General features: G+C 67.5%; 13 protein-coding genes and 5 pseudogenes. 6 read left to right on the top strand and 12 right to left on the bottom strand.

Features of this window, described 5'->3' with window-relative positions; genetic code table 11:
- Positions 1-13 precede the first annotated feature (13 nt).
- Positions 14-373 carry a nuclear transport factor 2 family protein gene (locus tag RM609_RS05770; RefSeq protein WP_311608432.1) on the top strand — a complete coding sequence of 120 codons (360 nt, stop codon included), beginning with the start codon at positions 14-16 and terminating at the stop codon, positions 371-373.
- Positions 374-595: 222 nt separating this feature from the next.
- Here the strand turns inward: RM609_RS05770 and RM609_RS05765 are convergent.
- A pseudogene (locus RM609_RS05765) lies at positions 596-1,072 on the bottom strand (YdcF family protein); the annotation flags it as partial.
- A 557-nt stretch (positions 1,073-1,629) separates the two neighbouring features.
- On the opposite strand from RM609_RS05765, the gene RM609_RS05760 reads away from it, so the two are divergent.
- A complete protein-coding gene (locus RM609_RS05760; protein ID WP_311608431.1) occupies positions 1,630-2,547 on the top strand; it encodes a hypothetical protein in 918 nt (305 codons plus the stop codon).
- Positions 2,548-2,725: 178 nt separating this feature from the next.
- Entirely contained in the window at positions 2,726-3,301 is a 576-nt protein-coding gene (locus RM609_RS05755) for an isochorismatase family protein (protein ID WP_311608430.1), read from the top strand.
- Between the two features lie 241 nt (positions 3,302-3,542).
- Here RM609_RS05755 and RM609_RS05750 read toward each other — a convergent pair whose 3' ends face one another.
- Entirely contained in the window at positions 3,543-4,154 is a 612-nt protein-coding gene (locus tag RM609_RS05750) for a TetR/AcrR family transcriptional regulator (protein ID WP_311608429.1), read from the bottom strand.
- A gap of 138 nt (positions 4,155-4,292) precedes the next feature.
- On the opposite strand from RM609_RS05750, the gene RM609_RS05745 reads away from it, so the two are divergent.
- The gene (locus RM609_RS05745; protein ID WP_438828382.1) at positions 4,293-5,462 is read left to right on the top strand and encodes an FAD-dependent oxidoreductase; all 1,170 of its coding nucleotides are present in this window, start codon (positions 4,293-4,295) and stop codon (positions 5,460-5,462) included.
- 38 nt (positions 5,463-5,500) lie between these two features.
- Here RM609_RS05745 and RM609_RS34450 read toward each other — a convergent pair.
- From RM609_RS34450 to RM609_RS05735, 3 genes and pseudogenes are all read right to left on the bottom strand, one after another.
- Positions 5,501-5,677 (bottom strand): annotated as a pseudogene (locus tag RM609_RS34450) (TauD/TfdA family dioxygenase); the annotation flags it as partial.
- 60 nt (positions 5,678-5,737) lie between these two features.
- Positions 5,738-6,005: pseudogene (locus RM609_RS05740) on the bottom strand (cytochrome P450); the annotation flags it as partial.
- A gap of 439 nt (positions 6,006-6,444) precedes the next feature.
- Entirely contained in the window at positions 6,445-7,581 is a 1,137-nt protein-coding gene (locus RM609_RS05735; protein ID WP_311608426.1) for a serine hydrolase domain-containing protein, read from the bottom strand.
- Between the two features lie 925 nt (positions 7,582-8,506).
- Between RM609_RS05735 and RM609_RS05730 the strand changes: the two are divergent.
- A pseudogene (locus RM609_RS05730) lies at positions 8,507-9,238 on the top strand (DUF5655 domain-containing protein).
- A gap of 616 nt (positions 9,239-9,854) precedes the next feature.
- Here RM609_RS05730 and RM609_RS05725 read toward each other — a convergent pair.
- The 7 genes and pseudogenes from RM609_RS05725 to RM609_RS05695 all read right to left on the bottom strand — a co-directional run.
- Positions 9,855-10,169 (bottom strand): annotated as a pseudogene (locus RM609_RS05725) (IS5 family transposase); the annotation flags it as partial.
- 53 nt (positions 10,170-10,222) lie between these two features.
- Complete coding sequence (locus RM609_RS05720) at positions 10,223-11,584, bottom strand: hypothetical protein (RefSeq protein WP_311608425.1); 1,362 nt, start codon at positions 11,582-11,584, stop codon at positions 10,223-10,225.
- 826 nt (positions 11,585-12,410) lie between these two features.
- On the bottom strand, positions 12,411-13,307 hold the full coding sequence (locus RM609_RS05715; RefSeq protein ID WP_311608423.1) for an IS982 family transposase: 897 nt from the start codon (positions 13,305-13,307) through the stop codon (positions 12,411-12,413).
- A 233-nt stretch (positions 13,308-13,540) separates the two neighbouring features.
- Positions 13,541-14,398, bottom strand: a complete 858-nt coding sequence (locus RM609_RS05710) for a maleylpyruvate isomerase family mycothiol-dependent enzyme (RefSeq protein WP_311608422.1) — start codon at positions 14,396-14,398, stop codon at positions 13,541-13,543.
- A gap of 154 nt (positions 14,399-14,552) precedes the next feature.
- A complete protein-coding gene (locus tag RM609_RS05705; RefSeq protein ID WP_311608534.1) occupies positions 14,553-15,308 on the bottom strand; it encodes an ArsR/SmtB family transcription factor in 756 nt (251 codons plus the stop codon).
- Positions 15,309-15,487: 179 nt separating this feature from the next.
- The gene (locus RM609_RS05700) at positions 15,488-15,958 is read right to left on the bottom strand and encodes a hypothetical protein (RefSeq protein WP_311608421.1); all 471 of its coding nucleotides are present in this window, start codon (positions 15,956-15,958) and stop codon (positions 15,488-15,490) included.
- Between the two features lie 69 nt (positions 15,959-16,027).
- Positions 16,028-16,861 (bottom strand): DUF317 domain-containing protein, encoded by an 834-nt coding sequence (locus tag RM609_RS05695; RefSeq protein ID WP_311608419.1) that lies wholly within the window; start codon positions 16,859-16,861, stop codon positions 16,028-16,030.
- A 101-nt stretch (positions 16,862-16,962) separates the two neighbouring features.
- On the opposite strand from RM609_RS05695, the gene RM609_RS05690 reads away from it, so the two are divergent.
- On the top strand, positions 16,963-17,832 hold the full coding sequence (locus RM609_RS05690; RefSeq protein ID WP_311608418.1) for a LysR family transcriptional regulator: 870 nt from the start codon (positions 16,963-16,965) through the stop codon (positions 17,830-17,832).
- Positions 17,833-17,851: the final 19 nt, after the last annotated feature.

Raw genomic sequence — 17,851 nt, 5'->3', positions numbered from 1 at the left:
CCCAAGGAGCGTCATGCACGACAAGCAGCCCCGAACGAGCACCCCGAACACCCTGCCCGAGGTGATCACCCGCTACCTGACAGCGCACCGCGCCCACGACACCGCCAGCGCAATCACGGCGTTCACCCGCGAAGCCACAGTGATCGACGACGGCAACACCTACGAGGGCACCGAGGCGATCAGGGGGTGGCTCAACCGATCGGCCACCGAATTCACCTACACCATCCACCTCACCGGCGCCCAGCAGACCGACGCAACCCACTACATCGCCACCCACCACCTCGAGGGCGACTTCCCCGGCGGGACCATCGATCTGCGTTACCGGTTCACACTCCGCGACGGCCTCATCGAACGCCTCGTCATCGAACCCTGAGACCCTGCCGGCGCCACCCGTTGCGCCTCATGCAAGAAGCCCGTTCGTTCCGGACCGCCGTTCCAGACCGCCGTACCCAGCCACCTGGCCAGCCCTCCATTTCGGGATCAGTACGTGCACACCTGAGGAATCGAGGTGAGCAACTCCGAGGCCCTGCTCAGCACAGGGTGAGGAAGATTCAAGTATCGCCATCAAGGCCAAGCGACAGGGGGCTGTCCACAGCGAGGCCTTCCGCTCGTCAGCCTTGAGGCCGCGGAGTGTCCAAAGTCCGTACAGAGCTAACAACGGTTTGACTACCATCCATTCGCCAGAGCGGTAGTCACCCGCGCGCACCAGCCTCTCTGCAAGATCGGGGCGCTGCCGCCGCAAGTACGCACGGGCCTTGAGCGCATGAGCCGGCTGGGAGGCGATCTTGATGCGATCCACGTCTTCAAGTAGTGGGATCACGTTCGTAATGTTCTCTCACGTTGTCGCGCTTTGGTCTTCGAGGATCACCGTGCCGCCGAATTCAAGCACCGACTTCGCATAGTCAGCCATCAACTGGGCCTCCGTGGGGCCGTTGCTGGTCGCACCGCCGCTGAAGATCACGCAGGCCCCATGCGCACGGTCAGCGGCGATGGAGCGGATTCCAGCACGCACTCGCCATCGGTTGATCAAGTTCGCCGTCACTTGGGGATTCCGGTACCCCAACACCACCACGGCCGCGGAGGCGCCCCCGCTACTCCCCATGAGCGCTCGAGACCAGCGCCAGTTCAACCACTCGCCCCAGGCCAGGGCTGCAACCCCAGCTATTGCCAGTCCCGTCCCTACACGCGCATGGTCCCTTGCGGGTGCTGTGGCGCCGGTGAGGGGTGGTGGCGAAGTCGCGGCACGGGTAACGGAAGGTGCCCGGTTCCGAACTCGCGGCCGGGGAGGCCGTGGATCTCGGCCGCGGCGCCGCAGGGGGAGGGGCCGCCGTAACTGTGGGCCCAGCCCGACTGGTTGCTGCCGCCGTCGGAAGAGCGGTTGGGGTGCGGCTGGTGGTTGTTGGGGCCGATGCAGCAGATGACCATGTGCAGCTGGGTGGCGCGTCGACGCCTCACCCTCTCCCCGGCGTGCGCCGCGCGAACGGCGGCTCGTAGCCCCCACCCGGGGTTGTTACTTCGTATCGGAGGTGTATCGGGCAGGTAACCGGGTGAGGCTGCCCCGGAGCCCGGCCCGTACGTGCTGCTGACGGCTTCGGGCAGACCGGAGCGTTTGACCATGGGGGAGTAACCGTGATCCGTAAGCGCACCGCAGTGATCGTCTCCGTCGCCACGAGCGGAGTGCTTCTGCTCTCCGCCTGTGGCGCGGAGGACAAGGACAGCTCCGCAGGCACCTCTTCGGCCTCCGCTCCCGCGGCGGGTCAGGGCAAGGCAGCCGGGTCCAGCCTCTCGGCCGGGCAGGGCCCGAGCTTCCTCGGCGGCACCGCGAAGATGAACAACGCCCCGCCCAGGACGGGTGACTGGGCGGTTGAGCCCGGGAAGCCGGTGATGAAGCCGGAGGCGCGGCGATGGGTGCAGCTGTCCGCCTCGAAGGCCGGGGCGCTGAACCCGGTAGTGGTCAACGGCGCGGGCTTCACCCTCTACAGGTTCGACAAGGACACCGCGAACCCGTCGAAGTCCACCTGCGACGGCGACTGCGCGTCCACTTGGCCACCGGTCGTCGTCGCACCGGACGGCAAGATCTTCCTCGACGGCGTCGACAGGTCGAAGGTCGGCACCGTCAAGCGGGACGACGGCAGCCTCCAGGTCACGGTCGGGGGCTGGCCCGTCTACCGCTTCAGCAAGGACACCAAGCCCGGCGAGACCAAGGGCCAGGGAGTCGGGGGCACCTGGTTCGGTGTCACCCCCGACGGCAAGAAGGCGGGCGGTGCCGACGGCGACACCGGCAGTGGCAGCCCGCGGCCCAAGCCTGCCACCAGCGTTGTCCTCTTCGACGACCGGAACTTCGGCGACCCCTCCCAGGGCCTGGCCGGCAAGGGCTGCCAGAACGTGGCCCGCGACAACGTCGCCTCCTCCCTCCAGGCCCAGGGCAGTCTGAAGATCTGGTCCGAGCGAAACTGCACGGGAAAATCCAAGATTGTCAACGGTGACGTGGCCGACCTCGCGACCATCGGCTTCGACAACGACGTCTCCTCTGTCTTCTTCGGCTGACCGGTTCGGCCGGCCGTCAGGACCCGCCGTGCGTGCGGGACCTGACGGCTGGTCCGAGGCGTTCCAGGGTGAGGGCGAAGAAGGTCATGGACGAGGACCGGCGTGGGCTGGTCGCGCTGCTCCGCATCAATCCGTCCCGCCTCCGGCATCGTGCCGGGCTTGGTGAGAGAACGCCGCTGTGGTGCTGGTCGACCATCAAGTGGGCCTTCTGTCCGGTGTCCCGGACATCCCCGTCGGAGAACTCAAGCACAACGTAGTGGCGCTGGCGCGGGCGGCGACTGTCCTCGGCATCCCGCTGGTCGTCACCACCACCGCGGCCGACAGCATGTGGGGGCCGACCACCCCCGAGCTGGTCGAGGCGTTGCCGGCCGGACAGAAGGTCATCGACCGCGGCACGGTCAACGCCTGGCACGACGACCGGGTCCGCGAGGCCATCGAGACCACCGGACGGCAGAAGGTGATCTTCGCAGGGGCGTCGCTCGAGGTGTGCGCCGCACTGCCCGCGCTCTCCGCGACGGCCGCCGGGTTCGACGCGTACGTCGCCGTGGACGCCTCCGGCACCTTCAGTCAGACCAAACGGGAGGCCGGACTGCTGCGCATGCAGCAGGCGGGCGTCATCGTCAGCGACTACGCCACCCTCATGGTGGAGGCCCTGGCCGACAACGCCGCTCCCGAGGCCGGCGCCCTCTACGCCGTCCTCGACATGCCGTTCGCCGTCCTGGTCGGCCAGATCTCCGCGGCGTACCGGGCCTAGGGCACGGCCCCGGCGAGGTACGACAAAAAGGCCGTGAATTCAGGGCGAAGGGGATGTTTACGGATCGTCCGGTCCTTTGCCGGGCCCGGTAGTCGGCGGATGACCGGCGATCGGCACGGTCAGCGCAGGGAGCGGATCGCCGGGCTCGCGGCGACCAGGCCGGCGCACGTGAGGACGGCGCCGCCACAGACCAGAAACAGCGTCGTCGTGCCGTGGGGGAGCAGGACGCCGGCAACCACTTTTAGCGGCCACTCCCCCCGCCCCAGCCCCGCTCCAGCAGGGCGAAGATCTCGTCCGCGGCGCGCTGCGGGTCGGGGTGGCGGTGGGCGACGAGGGGGGCGTCCAGGGCGAACCGGGCCAGGGCGGCGCAGGCGGCGTCGTCCTCGGGAGCACCCGTCTCCTCGGCGATGGCGCGGGCCAGGGCCGTTTCGTGGCGCATCCACATCCGGTGGGCGTACTCGCGCAGGGCCGGGGTCTCCTCCACCATGCGGGCGAACTCCGCCGGCTGCGGCCCTGCGGCATACCCGCCCGGCGGCTGGGGGATCAGGCTGTGGGGGCCCACGGCCGTGACCAGGTGCTCGCGCAGGGCCTGCGGGACGGAGACGCCGGGCGCGCGGTCGCGCACGGCGGCGACGAGGGCCGCCTCGATGTCCTGGTCGAGGTCGAAGACCAGGGCCTCCTTGCAGGGGAAGTGCTTGAAAAGCGTGGTCACCGACACATCGGCGGCGTCCGCCACCTCCTTCACGCCGACCTGGTCGTAGCCGCGGTCGAGGAAGAGCTCCAGGGCGGCGTCGGCCAGGGCCTTGCGGGTCTGGGCCTTCTTGCGCTCGCGGCGTCCGGTCGGTGCGTTCACCGGCCCACCATACCCCGGGGGCGGCCCCGCGGTTGAGTGAAGCAAAAAGTTAAGTCATTGCACTTACGTAGTGGGTGTGCTTTTGTGGGAGTGCCGCATCCGGCACGCATTCCGCACCCCCCATCGTCGAAGGAGCCATTGGTGAACGCCCATTCCGCCTGTATCGCCGTCGTCGGTGCCGGCCCCGGCGGGCTGATATGCGCCCGCATCCTGCAGGTGCACGGCTGGTCCGTCACCGTCTTCGAGCGCGAGGCGTCCCCTTCCGCGCGGACGCAGGGCGGCACGCTCGACATCCATGCCACCACCGGCCAACAGGCGCTGCGCGAAGCCGGCTTGCTGGAGAAGTTCCACGAGCTGGCACGGCCCGAGGGGGAGGTGTGGCGCCAGATCGACCCGTTCACGGCCGAGGTCCTGGTGGTCGACAAGCCCGCCGACGGTCAGGCCGGCCGGCCGGAGATCGACCGCGGGCAGCTGCGCGGCCTGCTGCTCGACTCCCTCGCCCCCGGCACCGTCCGCTGGGGGTGCCCGGTCAGCCGTGTCCTCCCGCTCGGCGACGGTACGCACCGGCTGCTGTTCGAGGACGGCACGTCGCAGGACTTCGACCTGGTCGTCGGCGCCGACGGCGCCTGGTCGCGCGTCCGCCCGGCACTGACCGACGCCGTGCCCCACTACACGGGCGTCACCTTCGCCGGAACCGGGTTCGACGACTCCGACACCCGTCATCCGGCGTTCGCCCGGCTGGTCGGCGACGGCACCATGTCGGCCCGCTCCGGCAGCAGGGCGCTGACGGCCCAGCGCAACAGCGGCGGGTACCTCGACGCCGTCGCCATGTTCCGCGCCCAGGAGGACTGGCACGTCACCGCCGGGCTCGACTTCGCCGACACCGCCGCCGTACGCTCCCACCTGCTGGCCAAGTACGACGGCTGGCACGACGACCTGCTGTACCTGCTGCGGGCCGGCGACAGGGAATTCGTCAACCGGCCCCTGTACGCCCTGCCGGTACCCCCGGCCTGGGACCACGTGCCCGGCCTGACGCTGGTCGGCGACGCTGCCCACCTGATGCCTCCGCTCGGCGTCGGCGCCAACCTCGCCCTCCTCGACGGCGCCGAACTCGCCCTGGCGCTCGTCGCCCACCCGCACCTCGACGCGGCGGTCCGGGCGTACGAGGAGGTCATGCTGCCGCGCGCGGCGGACCTGGCCGCACGCACCGCGCAGGGCCTCGACCACTTGCTGCCGCCCGAGGGCGCACCCGAGCCCGTCCCGGGGGCCAGGGGCTTCGAGGGCCACCAGGGGCCGGGCGGCTCGTAGAGGCAAGCAGAAACAGATCGGTCGGCCCACACCCGCGCCAGGCAGCGACCGGCGTGCGGTGGGGGCGGGTCGGCGAACGCCGTCCTGCCGTGCAGGATGGTCATGTTGTCGACCAGCAGGAGGTCACCGCGGCGGAGCCGCACGCGCAGGGCCATCCGCGGATCCGCCAGGACCTCGTCGAAGGCGTCCAGCGCGGCGACCTGGGCGGTGGACAGCGGGGTTCCGGGGGTGCCCGCCGAGTGTCAGTCGTCGCCGCCGTGGTGGTTGTCGTGGCCTCACAGTTGGACGGGCAGGTGGCGGGGGCCGCGGAGCATGGCGTTCTGCCGGTAGGGGGGGCGGGTCCTGGACCAGGCGGGCCGTGCCGAGGTGGGGGATCAGCGTGCCGAGTGCGGCCTGGGCCTCGATGCGGACGAGGGGGGCGCCGTAGCACAGGTGGATGCCGCTGCCGAAGCCGAGGTGCTGGTTGTCCGGACGAGTGGGGTCGAACCTGTCGGGATCGGAGAACCGCATGGGGTCGCGGTTGCCCGAGGCCAGCGCCAGTACGGCGCTGCAGGTATCGGAGCCGTGGGCTGAGGACGGTGATTCTTGAGTTGGCGACCCAGCCGGTTGGGGTCGCCGCCAGGCTGTCGCTCCCACTCGAGTGCGCCCCCGGATGCGTTCCTCGACACGCCCGACTGTCGGATCAGCCTGCCCCTCTGGCTGTGCATTCGCTCGTGCGCGTTATGTGCGGTATGGGCTGGTCTTACGAGTGATACCTCGATACTGAGATAACGCTCATGACGCTCACTTCGACGCTCGATTTAATGGGGCGTCAGTGACCGCTCTCATCCAATCGAGGCGATTCTCAGCGCACCCAGTCGTTCGGCGGCCCGCGTGGGTGCACCCGGAAGCGAGCCGCCGGTGAACGCGCGGAACCGCCCGTACGCCCCTTCGCCGGGGCCTGTACCCGCCGCGGCCGGCCCTTGCCCGCCCGCTCTCCGCCCTACGAGGTCTCGCACAGCGCCGCGTCGGCCACCTTGTACATCTTCTTGATGGCGGAGGCTTGCGAGTTGAAGGCCCCTGAGTTGGTCATGACCGACGCGTGGCGGCCGTCGGCGGTCACCACGGTCAGTGACATGTAGCCGTTGACTATGCCGTTGTGCCCCAGGGCCAGGCCGCCGCAGGGCAGGGGGCCGGCTTGCAGGCCGAGGCCCACGCCGGTGCCCGGTCCCTGGCCGACCTCCCACATCTTGCTCATTTCGGCCAGGCTCGCCTGCGACACGACCTTCCCGCCGACGAGCGCCTGATAGAACGTGGTGAGGTCCTGCTCGGTCGAGACCACCGCCCCCGCACTACTCAAGAGGGACGGTTCGAAATCCGACGTGACGTCAGTCCAGAAGACGGTCGGGCCGAGGCGGAGGACCCTGTAGCCGTGCACGTACGGGTCGGGGAGGGCGCGGGCTCCCGCCACGGGGAAGTAGGTCCGGTTCAGGCCGAGCGGCCCGATGATCCGGATCGTGATCGCCTCGCCGACCTGGACCCTCGTGATGCGCTCGATGAGCATGCCGAGGATCTGGTAGTTCGCGTTGGAGTAGATGACGGTGGTTCCCGGCGCGGCGGCCGGGGGGTGGGCCAGCCCCTGGCGTACCAGCTCGGCGAGCGTGTACGTGGACTGCTGGGGCACGTTGACCAGACTTTCCGGGATGCCGCTGGTGTGCTGCAGGAGGTGTCGCACGGTGATGACGTTGCCGTCGTAGCCGTTGCCGCCGACCACACCGGGCAGGTACCGCTCGATCGGGGCGTCGAGGGAGACCTTCCCCTCGTCGACGAGCTGCATGACCACGGCCGCGGTGAAGGTCTTGGTCTGACTGCCGGCGCGGAAGTGGTCGGTGGGCTGGACGGGCCGGTTGGCGTTGGCCAGGCCCGTGCCGGTGGTGAGGTTCCACGAACCGGTGCCGCCCCCGGCGTAGACCCCTGCGCCGAGGCCGGTTTCCACCTGGAAGGCGTTCAGCGCGGACTGTGTGGCCGCGTGGCCGTCGGCGGCCGGCCGGGCCTGCGCCGGGGCCGCCGGCACCAGCACCGCCGCGAACACCGCACCGACCGCGGCCGCCAGTCTCCGTCTGCGTATGTTCCTTGCCACTGGGTCTCCTCTACGGGTACGGACTGCTCATCGGCCTGGGCGTGAATCTGTGAGCCGCCTCGTGTCGACGCATGCCGGAGGCAAGGGAAGACCCGGACGTCCGGTCGGACCCGGGACCGCTTCGTGGGCTGAGTATGGGTCGGCTGAACGCTCGTTGTGGAGACTGTTTTTAGAAAACCTCTCTCATTGATTCCGGGCCAACCCGGCACCTGCGCCGACGCCACAGCCTGCCTTCCACCTTCGCCGTGCGGACGAGCGCGGGCACCTCACTGTTCAACACGGACACCGGGATGCCGTGCCCGGCGTCCGGGACGAAGATGCTGCGGACACTCGTCTCATCCAATCCAGTTCATGCAGGTCAGCACGGTTTCGCCGACTGAGTTCGTTGAGACAGGACAGTCAGCCGTGCTGCATCATTGGTCAAGTGCCCCGGTAGCTGGCTCGATGAGGCAAAGACGGCGAAGACTTCCTGGCCCCATAGGGTCTCGGTCAGCCGTATGCGAGGTCGCCCAGCAGATTCTTCGTCTGCTGGTGGTACAGGAGTCGCACTGCGCTGACCAGGGGAAATGCTGGTGTGCGCGGCCTCTGGGAGGGGGCTGCTCCGGAAATGGTCCGGATCTTGGTCCCGTTCGTCCGGCTCCTCGGGCTGCTGCCGCGTGTTCGATGGAGGGTGGCCAACGTCGCGAGTCGGTTGGCAGGTCAGCTGTGGCGTCGTGAAGCTGTGCTTGTTGCCAGGCGGGACGACGACAGGGCGGGGCGTACGTTTGGCGGCACCTCGAAATAGCTGCCCCGCACGAAGGGCTGTGCGACGGAGGTCGCGTCGCGCCTTGCCGAGGTCGAGGCGGATGTGCAGGGCCTGGTCGAGGCCAATCTCGAGGCGATGCTCGGTGTGCGGTTCCTGGCGAGCGAGTACAGCACGGGGCCCGTGCACGGCGGCCGGATCGACACCCTGGGGATCGACGAGAACGGCGCCCCGGTGGTCATCGAGTTCAAGCGCGCGACGGATGCCGGCGTGATCAACCAGGGGCTCTTCTATCTGTCGTGGCTCGTGGACCACAAGGCGGAGTTCGGACACTTGGTCCGCGACCGGCTCGGGGCTTCGGCCGCGGCCCAGGTGCTCTGGAGCGCGCCCAGGCTGATCTGCGTTGCCGGAAACTTCACCCGCTACGACGTGCACGCCATCCGCGAGCACCGGCGCAGCATCGACCTGGTCCGCTATCGCTTCTTCGGCGAGGACCACTTCGGCCTGGAATCCGTCGCATCCGTCGCCGCCCAGACGCTGGTCCCGCGCGCTCGCTGCGTGAGTGAGACCAGAGCGCCCGGTGCTCGTGAGGCCGTGGGGGCGATGGAGTAGCTGTACGCGGGGGTCGATCAGGTCCTGCTCAGTCTCGGTGACGACATCACAAGGGTCCAGCGCAAGACCTACCGTGCGTACCAGCGGTTGCGGAACTTCGCCTGCGTCTGCCCGCCGCAGAAGAACAAACTGCTCGTCTACCTCAAGGCCAGCCCCAATGAGGTCGACCTTGTCCCCGGATTCACCCGGGACGTGACAGGGCTCGGCCACCATGGAACCGGCAACATGGAGGTACAGCTGCGCACGGACCGAGACCTGGAGCGTGCCCAGGATCCGTTCCGCAGCAGCTATGCCGCAGCGTAGGCATAAGACGCCCAGGCGAGGTGCACCGGCGGCGTATGGAGTTGTGGGCTCGGCCTTGATACTGCCTCTCGACGTGGCGGTCAGGGACTGGCGGTGGATTTCCCATGGTGTCGCGGATCCCCGGTTTCGTTAACCGGGGTTCTCGTGGTAAATGAGCCCTATGGTCTAGGCGCGGTGTCTGTTGCAGACGCGCATGCCGTGTCGCGAGCAGGTCGTCTGTGCAGGGTCGGCGTTGGCAGGTACAGCCGTGAGCTGTTGCCGCAAGGCCCCATGGGCTGGCGTGAGGAATTCCCGCAGTGCGGTGAGCAGTAGTAGCGCTTCCTGGCGGACTACGGTTCCGCTGGTGAGCGCATCGGCTGTCTGGGCGGCGAGTGGTGAGGGGAGCCAGGCGCTGACGCTTCGGGCTGCTTCAGGAGTGACTACCGCGGCCACTCGGCGTGTGCATGTGAGGAGTGCCGCGTAGAGGTCACCTGCTGGGGTGAGCGGGGGGCCGGCTGACACGGATCGTTGGCTGGTGAGGGTGACGCAGTGGAGACCGTCGTAGTCCAGTCGCCCGCGTTTCTCCAGGGCGCCACGAGTGTGCGGTTCGAGTTCACGCAGCTCAGAAACAGTCAGGCGCCCGGCACACCGTCGAGTCCACACTGGCCATGCTCCAGTCGATCCGGCCTTCCAGATCCGCGCCGGCCTGGACGGCCCGAAGGATCTTCTCCCACGTACCGTCCGCTGACCATCGGCGGTGCCTGTCGTGAACCGTCTTCCACTTCCCGAACCACCCGGGAAGATCCCGCCACGGGATGCCCGTGCGCAATCGGAACAAGATTCCATTGATCACTATGCGATGGTTCTTCCAACGCCCGCCCCGGCCTGTGCTTTTGGGCAGATGCGGTTCCAGTCGTGCCCACTCCTCGTCAGAGAGATCACCCCGTCCCACACCGACCAGAACGACCCGAACGAAAGTCCGTCACATGACCCGCCGGACAGGCCTTAGACTTTCCTTCCCTCCGTGTCAGTCTCTGCCAGGATTGTTCCTGTAACGGCGAGATTGCCCTTGATTGCCATCCCGCCCATACCTGTGCCCGCCGAGACGTAGTTCAGTTCATCGATATGGACGTAAATGCCATTGTGGAGCTCCAGCACGCCCTTGATGTCGCCACCCCCGGAAACCGATAGCCCATTGTGAACCAGTACCCCATTGTCACTGGCTTCCAGTGTTCGCTCACCTCCGTCGCTGACCTTCATCCCTCCGTCAACGACAAGGTGGCCCTTCACCTGCCCCTGGCCGGCGAGCAGGTCGTCCACGTCAGCTTTTCCAGCCGTGAGGATGCCCAAGTCGTTCTGTCCGTCTCGGACCTGCACCCCGGCCTTCGGGAAGTCGATCCATCCGTCGTCGGAATTGCGGCCATGCACCGACCCGGTGTTCACACGGTCCACATCGACCGCGTCGGCTGCTACGGTCCCCCATCCGCCGGTCCCGTTGCGGATCTCCACCCCTGCCGCGGTGAAGGTGACACGGCTCTTGTTCGGCGTCCCCTCGACCCACGGAGTGCGCGTCCCGCTGTCGAACTCGGGAACGCGTGCGTGGACCGTGGTGGTGAGGAAGTATCCCTGCTGCTGTTGCCCGGCGCCGACCGTCCCCGCAATAAGGGTGTAAGTGGCACCTCGCTTCGGGGCGGAGGCGGGAGACCAGGTATAGGACTGCCGAACTACCCGAGGCCCCTGAGCCGCCGACTGGGCAAGCACCTCGTTCCCCTCCGGATCACGTATCCAGTAGTCGAGATTGTCGGGCCCCTCCCACCTCAGAACGACGTTCCCGCCCGCGTCCACGTCCACCAATGAATTCTTTTCCGGACGGAAGTTGCACGGGACTTTCGGAGCTTGCTTCACCAACCCAAGGGTAGTGATGAAATCAGCCTTCCGAATGGGTATGTTACTGTCGCCGCCGCCGGACCTCTCGCGTATCTGCAGGCAGACCAACCCCTCTGCACTGGAAACGGGTATGTCTTCCAGTACCAGGACCAACGACTCCTCGGCAGGCAGGGTCAGCCTGCCCCCTGAGGGGTCATGCGCCCTGAAGCGGCCGAGAGTACTGTCCCAGCCGAAGACTGGATTTTGCCCTACCACCGTGTAGTTCATGTCGATGCGCGCGCTGATCGCCGTGGGGTTCCCCGTCAGATCATTGGGGCCGCTGCCGACCGGTATCTCCACATCGATGAACTCCCACCTCACGTTGGACTGGTGAGTGTTGGAGACGATCACGTACACCGTTCCTACGGACGGTGCTCCGGGCTGCGATGCCTGAAGCGAGGTCGGATCTGTGATGACGGCGTAGTTCAGCAGAGACGGCACGGTGAGGACTCCCTACCTCGGCGTTTCACACGATGCGGGCAGAAGACGCGCAATGGGGGCTCAGGGTTGGCGGGTGCCGGGTCGGTGCGGTGACAGGTTCAGGCGGGAAGCCGGCTCAGGGGCAGACATACGTCGCCTGCGAGTCGGTATGGCTCGTTCGCCAGTCGTCGCGGCTCACCGGAGCCGGCGCAGGCGCAAGGCATCAGAGGCTGGAGGTGGCCGCCGGATCCGTACTCGTCGGGCCGGATACCGTCAGGACTTCGAGTCTGCGTCCTGGTGGATCGTCGGCCGGCTCTCTCTCCAGTCGCCCACGCGGCACCCGGATTCCCTGCCGTGCCGCGCCAGCTCCCGCTGGCGCCTCAGCACGAGCTCATGAGCTCCCCGCCGCATAGCTGCCCCCTCCGCCTGCGCGAACCCTCCAAGCAGCATCTCGACCTGGCGCGTCATCTCCCATGGCCGGGCTGCCACTCGGGGCGGCACCAACAGAATGGTCCCGGCGGGCAGTCCAGGAGCCACGATTCTGCACAACTGGCTCGAACAGAGCCCCTGGCGGCTGAAACCGTAGCAGTGCGCGATCACCCCGGCCAGCAGCGCCGGTCCGTCGCGCACCACTCCCATGCTTGCTGTAATCCGCGTGGGGTGCACGCTGACGCCGACCCCGGCCGGGTGCAGCGGCGAGGTGGTTACAGACCCTGGCGCGGTGAAGTCGGAGCTGACGCGGACGCGTGCGATGGTGTGGGGACTGACAGACGACAGCGTGGTCGGCCTTGCGGCGTACTTGCCGGCTGCCCTGCACTGATCCTCTAGACGAATGAGTCTGATGTGTTCAGTGATCGAATGCGATGAGGGAGCGCATGGTGGGCGCTCCGGTTTTGTGGTTGCGCCAGGTGGCCGCGGCCATGGCGAGGACACGCTGGGCGACGTGGACGGCGACGCCCTCATGGGTGCGACCGCCGTGCTGTTCGAGGTCCAACTGGCCCTTGAGGGTGCCGTTGACGGACTCGATCAGCTGCCGCACAGGCTTGAGCAGGCCCTCGTCCTTGCGTTTCTTCTCCCGCTTGAACGAGGGGCGCAACAGCTCGATTCCCTGTAAGGCCAGATTGTTCTCGAACTCCTTGGAGGCGAAGCCCTTGTCGGCGATCAGAAGTAGGCCGGGCCGCTCGGCCACCAGTCCCGCCTCGACGTCGAGCATGGCCTGCAGGACCTGGCGTTCGTCCATCTTCGGGTTTGCGAGCGTCCACAGGATCGGCATGCCGGTCGGAGTGCACACCAGGTACAGACGCAGGCCCCAGAAGAAGCGGGAGTGGGAGGCGCAGTACCCGTATCCGGCCCAGCCGGCCATCTCCGAGCGTTTCACCGTCGGCCGCGACGTCCCGCACGGCACCGGCGTCGAGTCGACGATCCAGTGGTTGTCGAACCAGAAGTCCGTGTCGACTGCGAGCATCCGTATGGCCTTCTTGACCAGCGGCAATGCGGCCCGCAGTCGCTTGTTGTACCCGGACTGCTGGGGCAGGTACGGGAACATCGAGGCCAGGTTCGCGTTCGCGTACCGCAGCCAGCGCGCCTCCGAGCCGAAGCCGAGAAGGGCCTGTGCGACCGCCAGACAGACCAGTTCGGAGTCGGTCAACCGCGGCGGTCTGCCCATCCATCGATCCACTTCCAACGTGTCATCGATCTTCACATACAGCGCCGTCAACAAGGCGTCCAAGCTCTCGTTCGTCACACAATGATCTTGGATGCCCTGTCCGCCTCCCCTGGCACATGGTCGATTGCCGTTCCCGGAACGTCCATGCTGGCGTTGTGGCTGTGCGGGCGCAGGGGGAGGACTGTTAATGACCAGTTCAGATTCCCCAATGGCGGCCAGTTACTGGGGAGACAACTGGCCGCCGATGTCGCCGCGTGTGACTGCCGCTGGGCTGGTCGGCGTGTCCACTTCGGCACGTAAATTCATCGGCGTCAGTAGACGATTGACACGATCTGGCAGGCGGCTTCGGCCAGGTCACGGTCACCGTCGATACGAGCGCGGGCCAGTGCGGTGTCCGGCTGGATGCCGCGGGTGCACAGCTGCCAAGCGGTTTCCGCATCCAGGCAAATGGTCGCGGCAGGGTCCGCGGCCGTGGTCCCGGTCAGGGACCAGCGTTCCTCGGTGGCGTTGGCGGTCCAGGTGCCGCCGGCCGGGCCGTCGATCTGTACCTGGATCCGTGTGCCGACCGGTGCGTCGGTATGGCGCAGGGTGTGGGGCAGGGCCCGCATGAAGGTGTCCAGGACCGTGGTCAGGAATCGCGGGTCGGGGTCGGTGTCCTGGCCGACGGCGTGGCGGATCTGCTGGCGGTGAGTCCAGAACTCGGTGAAGTCGCGGGCGCTGTCCAGCCACATCGGCGCCGGGTCGACCCCGGCCCAGGACACCCCCAGCGACGGGGAGTTGAGATCGGCGGCCTCGAAAAAGCGGGCGACTTGCCCGCCGACCAGGTCGAGGGTGTCGGCGAGCGCGGACGGGCTCACCCTGCGGTAGGCGTCCACCCATTCCTGGTTGATGCGATGGATGAACGACTCCAGCGTCTCGCCCGCCGCGAAGGCAGGGCCTTCCTGATGGCCGTCGCGGTCGCGGGCGAGACGTCCGTAGAAGTCGCCCAGGATGTGGGCGGCGAGATCGCGCACGGTCCAGCCCGGCACCGCTTCCTTGCCCCAGTCGGCGGGAGCCAGGCCGCGCAGCGTGACCATCAGCGCAGCCTGCTCGGGAGCGAAGAGTGAGCGGGCATCGATCGGGGCACCGAGCCAGGAAGGGTCTGGCACGTCATTGAGCGGGGAGTCCATACCCAGACCTTGCCGATCAGGCGACCGTTTCGCCAGTGAATATCCCACTACGACCACCCCTTCCTTGGCTACTTTGCGTAACCGTGCCAACTGGCCGCACGCGGGGAAATCCTGCTGGCCGCTGTCAGAGGGCGCGGTCAGCCCCGTTTGCGGATCAGGACCACAGCGGCGAGGACAGCGGCTTGCCCGTCTCGAGATAGGTCTTGAGGTTGGACAGGACCGCCGTCCAGCCGCCGGCGGCCTGGCGGCGCTCGGCCTCGTCGCGCAGGTTCTCGTGGGTGACGGTGAGCTGGACGACGGTGTCGCCGAGCGGCTTGAGGTCGAAGGCAACCGTGGAGGGGCCGTTCGGGCGGTCTTCGTCGGGGCCGGCCCAGGTGATGACGAGGCGCTCGGCCGGGACGGCTTCGACGGCGGTGCCCACTACGTCGGCGATGCCAGAGCCGTCGGTGCGGCGATGTTCCCAGGCAGAACCCGGCTGCCAGTCCGAGATGTTGCTGTGGCCCCAGTAGGCGGCGGTCATCTCGGGGTCGGTCAAGGCCTCCCAGACCTTGTCCGGGGTGGCCTCGATGTAGGTGGTGTAGACGAACTGCGGCTTGGTGGACATGGCGTGCTCGGCTTTCTGTTTCAGTGCGCTCAGGGCCCGCAGGTGCGGGCGTTCGAACTTGTCGATCCACCGCTCCTGGATCTCGTGGAGCGGTACGGGATTGAGGTAGTGGAGTTTCTCCCGGCCTCTTCTGACTGTGCTGACGAGGTTCGCGGCCTCCAGCAGGCCCAGGTGCTGGGTGGCCGCCTGGCGGGACATCGCCAGGCCGTCGCACAGCTCACTGAGGGTCTGGCCGTTGTTCTCGTGCAGCCGGTCCAGCAGGCACCGGCGGGTCGCATCGGACAGAGCCTTGAAAACCCTGTCCATCTCATCGCTCACACCAACCATCATGCAAGCATTTACTTGCATGTCAACCCGGGAGCCGCCCAGCCCAGCCCCGCACCTCCAGGAAGGGGCCGCTGACCTGGGGAAACACTTCCTTCCCAAACTGCCACACAGCTGACCTCATCACCCTGCACGGATGCCCCGACATCGGGCTTGATCATCTAGGCGAATCCGTCGCCGCGGGCGGCTTCCTGGGCGGCCAGTACCTGCATATCGAGTGCGTCGGCCAGCTCAACCAGGTCTTGTGCGACGCCCTGGTACAAGGGGGCGCGGTAGGAGGCGCTGAGCGCACGCAGCATGCGTGACACTTCGCCGGAGTCGAGCAGGACGATATGGCTGCTCGTAGTGTGGAAGGTGCGCAGCTGGACACTCTCCGGTGGGAACACGGAGCCGTTCGGCCGGTCCGCAGCCAGGTGGCGGAGCAACGCTGCCGTGTCCTGGCTGAGGGGGATGGATTTCTGGGCTCGCCGTTGTGCCCGGCGTTCGGCTACGTATGTGGTCAGAGACGAGACGATGACGTCGGTGATCGTCCGGCCTTCCTTCTTGGCTTCCTTCTTCGTGTCTTCCCAGAGTGAGTCCTTGACGCGGACGTTCCGCTTGGGTGTTTCACCATCGCCCTTTGGCCTGCCCACACTCGCCCCCTCATTTCTGTAGAGACACGTACAGAAACACAGTTAGTCCATGACGGGCGCACACTTGTCTTACCGCTTACGGGCTGGTCGGGAGGCGGCGGTGAAGGGCGGCAGCGGGTGGCTGGTGAGGGCGGAAAGGCGGGGCTGTTGGGGCTGGATGTTCGGAGCAGGCCTGGTGGACTGTCCGTTGGCGAGTTCGAAGGTGAGGTCTTGCAGGAGCGAGGCGGGGGCGTGTGCGGAGAGGTGGATGGCCCAGATGGGGCGGTTGGAGGTGTTGCCGCCCCACATGGTCCAGGTGTCCAGGGGGCCGTCTGCGTGACGTTGGGCGGCGAAGGCGTTGAACTGGACGCCGACGGGATCACCGCTGGACGGAGTCCACTGAAGGCAGCGGCCCTCGGCCTTCTGCGGCCAGGCGGTGTCCTCGAGAGGACGCGTGGCATCCGCGACGGTCTGCTCCATCTCGGACGCTCCGGTGGCGGGGCTCCAGGCCTCTCCAGCGGCGAGGCTGTTGAGGAGCGTCTCGACGATTATGATCCCCTTGGCCCACACACCGGAGTCCTGACCGTAGACGCCGAACTCGCCGATGGTCCTGCCCGCGAGATCGCTCGGCTCCGTGATCCCGCTGTGGGCGTTGACGAAGATGCACGAGTGACGGAACACGCGGTTCGGGAAGACCGGCAACGCCACGAACGGCAGTCCGGTCTCCAGCAACCGCAGGTAGAACGTGAGGCCGAGCTCGGCGACGTCGAGCTCCTCTCCGCGGATCAGCCGGTCGAAGAGCTCCGGCAGGGTCGCTGCGGTCTTCATCGTGACGTCGACACCGTCGGCGCTCACGGTCCCGTCGAACAGCGCCCGCGTCGTGTCGTACAAGAAGCACCCGACCGTCAGGGCAGGGGCGGCCATGAAGACTCCTCCTCCTCGTCGGCTCTGCTGCCTTCATCGTTGGCCGTCACGGTGTCTGCTGTCCAAGACCCGTTGGGAACGTCCGATACCGCACGGGTATCGTGCTTGGGGTGGACCTTCGCTCGCTGCGGTATTTCGTCGCCGTGGCCGAGGAGTGTCACATCGGCCGGGCAGCGAACCGGCTGCACATGACACAGCCGCCACTGAGCCGCGCGATCCGGCAACTTGAAGACGAACTCGGCGTCCTGCTGTTCGCACGCACCCCCAAGGGCGTCGCCCTCACGCCCGCTGGAGAGGTTCTGTACGACGAAACGAGGGCATTGCTGGGGCAAGTGGACGGGATCCGCAGGCGAGTGGCGGCTGCGGCGGGTACAGCGTCCCTCGCCATCGGGACCCTGGCGGACGCGGCCGAACACGTCGGCGGCCGACTCGTCCCACTCTTCCGAGCCCGCTATCCGCACGTCCACGTCACCATCCACGAATCCGACCTCGGCGACCCGATAGCCGGACTCCGCGCCGGGCTGGTCGACGTGGCCATCACCCGGACTCCCTTCGACGACAGCGGCATCAGCACCCACGTCCTACGCTCGATACCCGTCGGCGCAGTGATGCGGGGCGATGATCCGCTCGCCGGTCACGCCTCGGTCTCGTTGACCGACCTCGCCGGCCGCCGATGGGTCCGGCTGCCCGACGGCGCCGATCCGGCGTGGACGGAGTACTGGACCGGCAGTGGAGACAACGACGACGACGCGTCGCCGATCATGCGAACGATCCAGGAGTGCCTGCAAGCGGTCCTGTGGAACGGTACCTCGGCTCTCGCTCCCATCGATCAGCCGTTGCCCGGCGGCCTGGTCGTCGTCCCACTCAGTGATCGCCTGCCCAGTGATCTCGTCGTGGCCTGGCCAAGGACAGCACGCAGTCCACTGGTACGCGGCTTCATCCAAGTCGCCAAGAACGGCTGGCACGCCTGAAACAGGCACCGGTGCTCCT

The organism is Streptomyces hesseae (assembly GCF_031845785.1).
In the GTDB taxonomy this organism is placed as follows: Bacteria; Actinomycetota; Actinomycetes; order Streptomycetales; family Streptomycetaceae; genus Streptomyces; species Streptomyces hesseae.
The sequence above is the reverse complement of the archived record's forward strand: the minus strand, read 5'-3'. Positions and strand labels throughout refer to the sequence as shown.

Coding starts and splice junctions, on each gene's coding strand:
- RM609_RS05770 (WP_311608432.1), top strand. CDS start 14: ATGCACGACAAGCAGCCCCGAACGAGCACCCCGAACACCCTGCCCGAG.
- RM609_RS05710 (WP_311608422.1), bottom strand. CDS start 14,398: ATGGACTCCCCGCTCAATGACGTGCCAGACCCTTCCTGGCTCGGTGCC.
- RM609_RS05705 (WP_311608534.1), bottom strand. CDS start 15,308: ATGGACAGGGTTTTCAAGGCTCTGTCCGATGCGACCCGCCGGTGCCTG.
- RM609_RS05695 (WP_311608419.1), bottom strand. CDS start 16,861: ATGGCCGCCCCTGCCCTGACGGTCGGGTGCTTCTTGTACGACACGACG.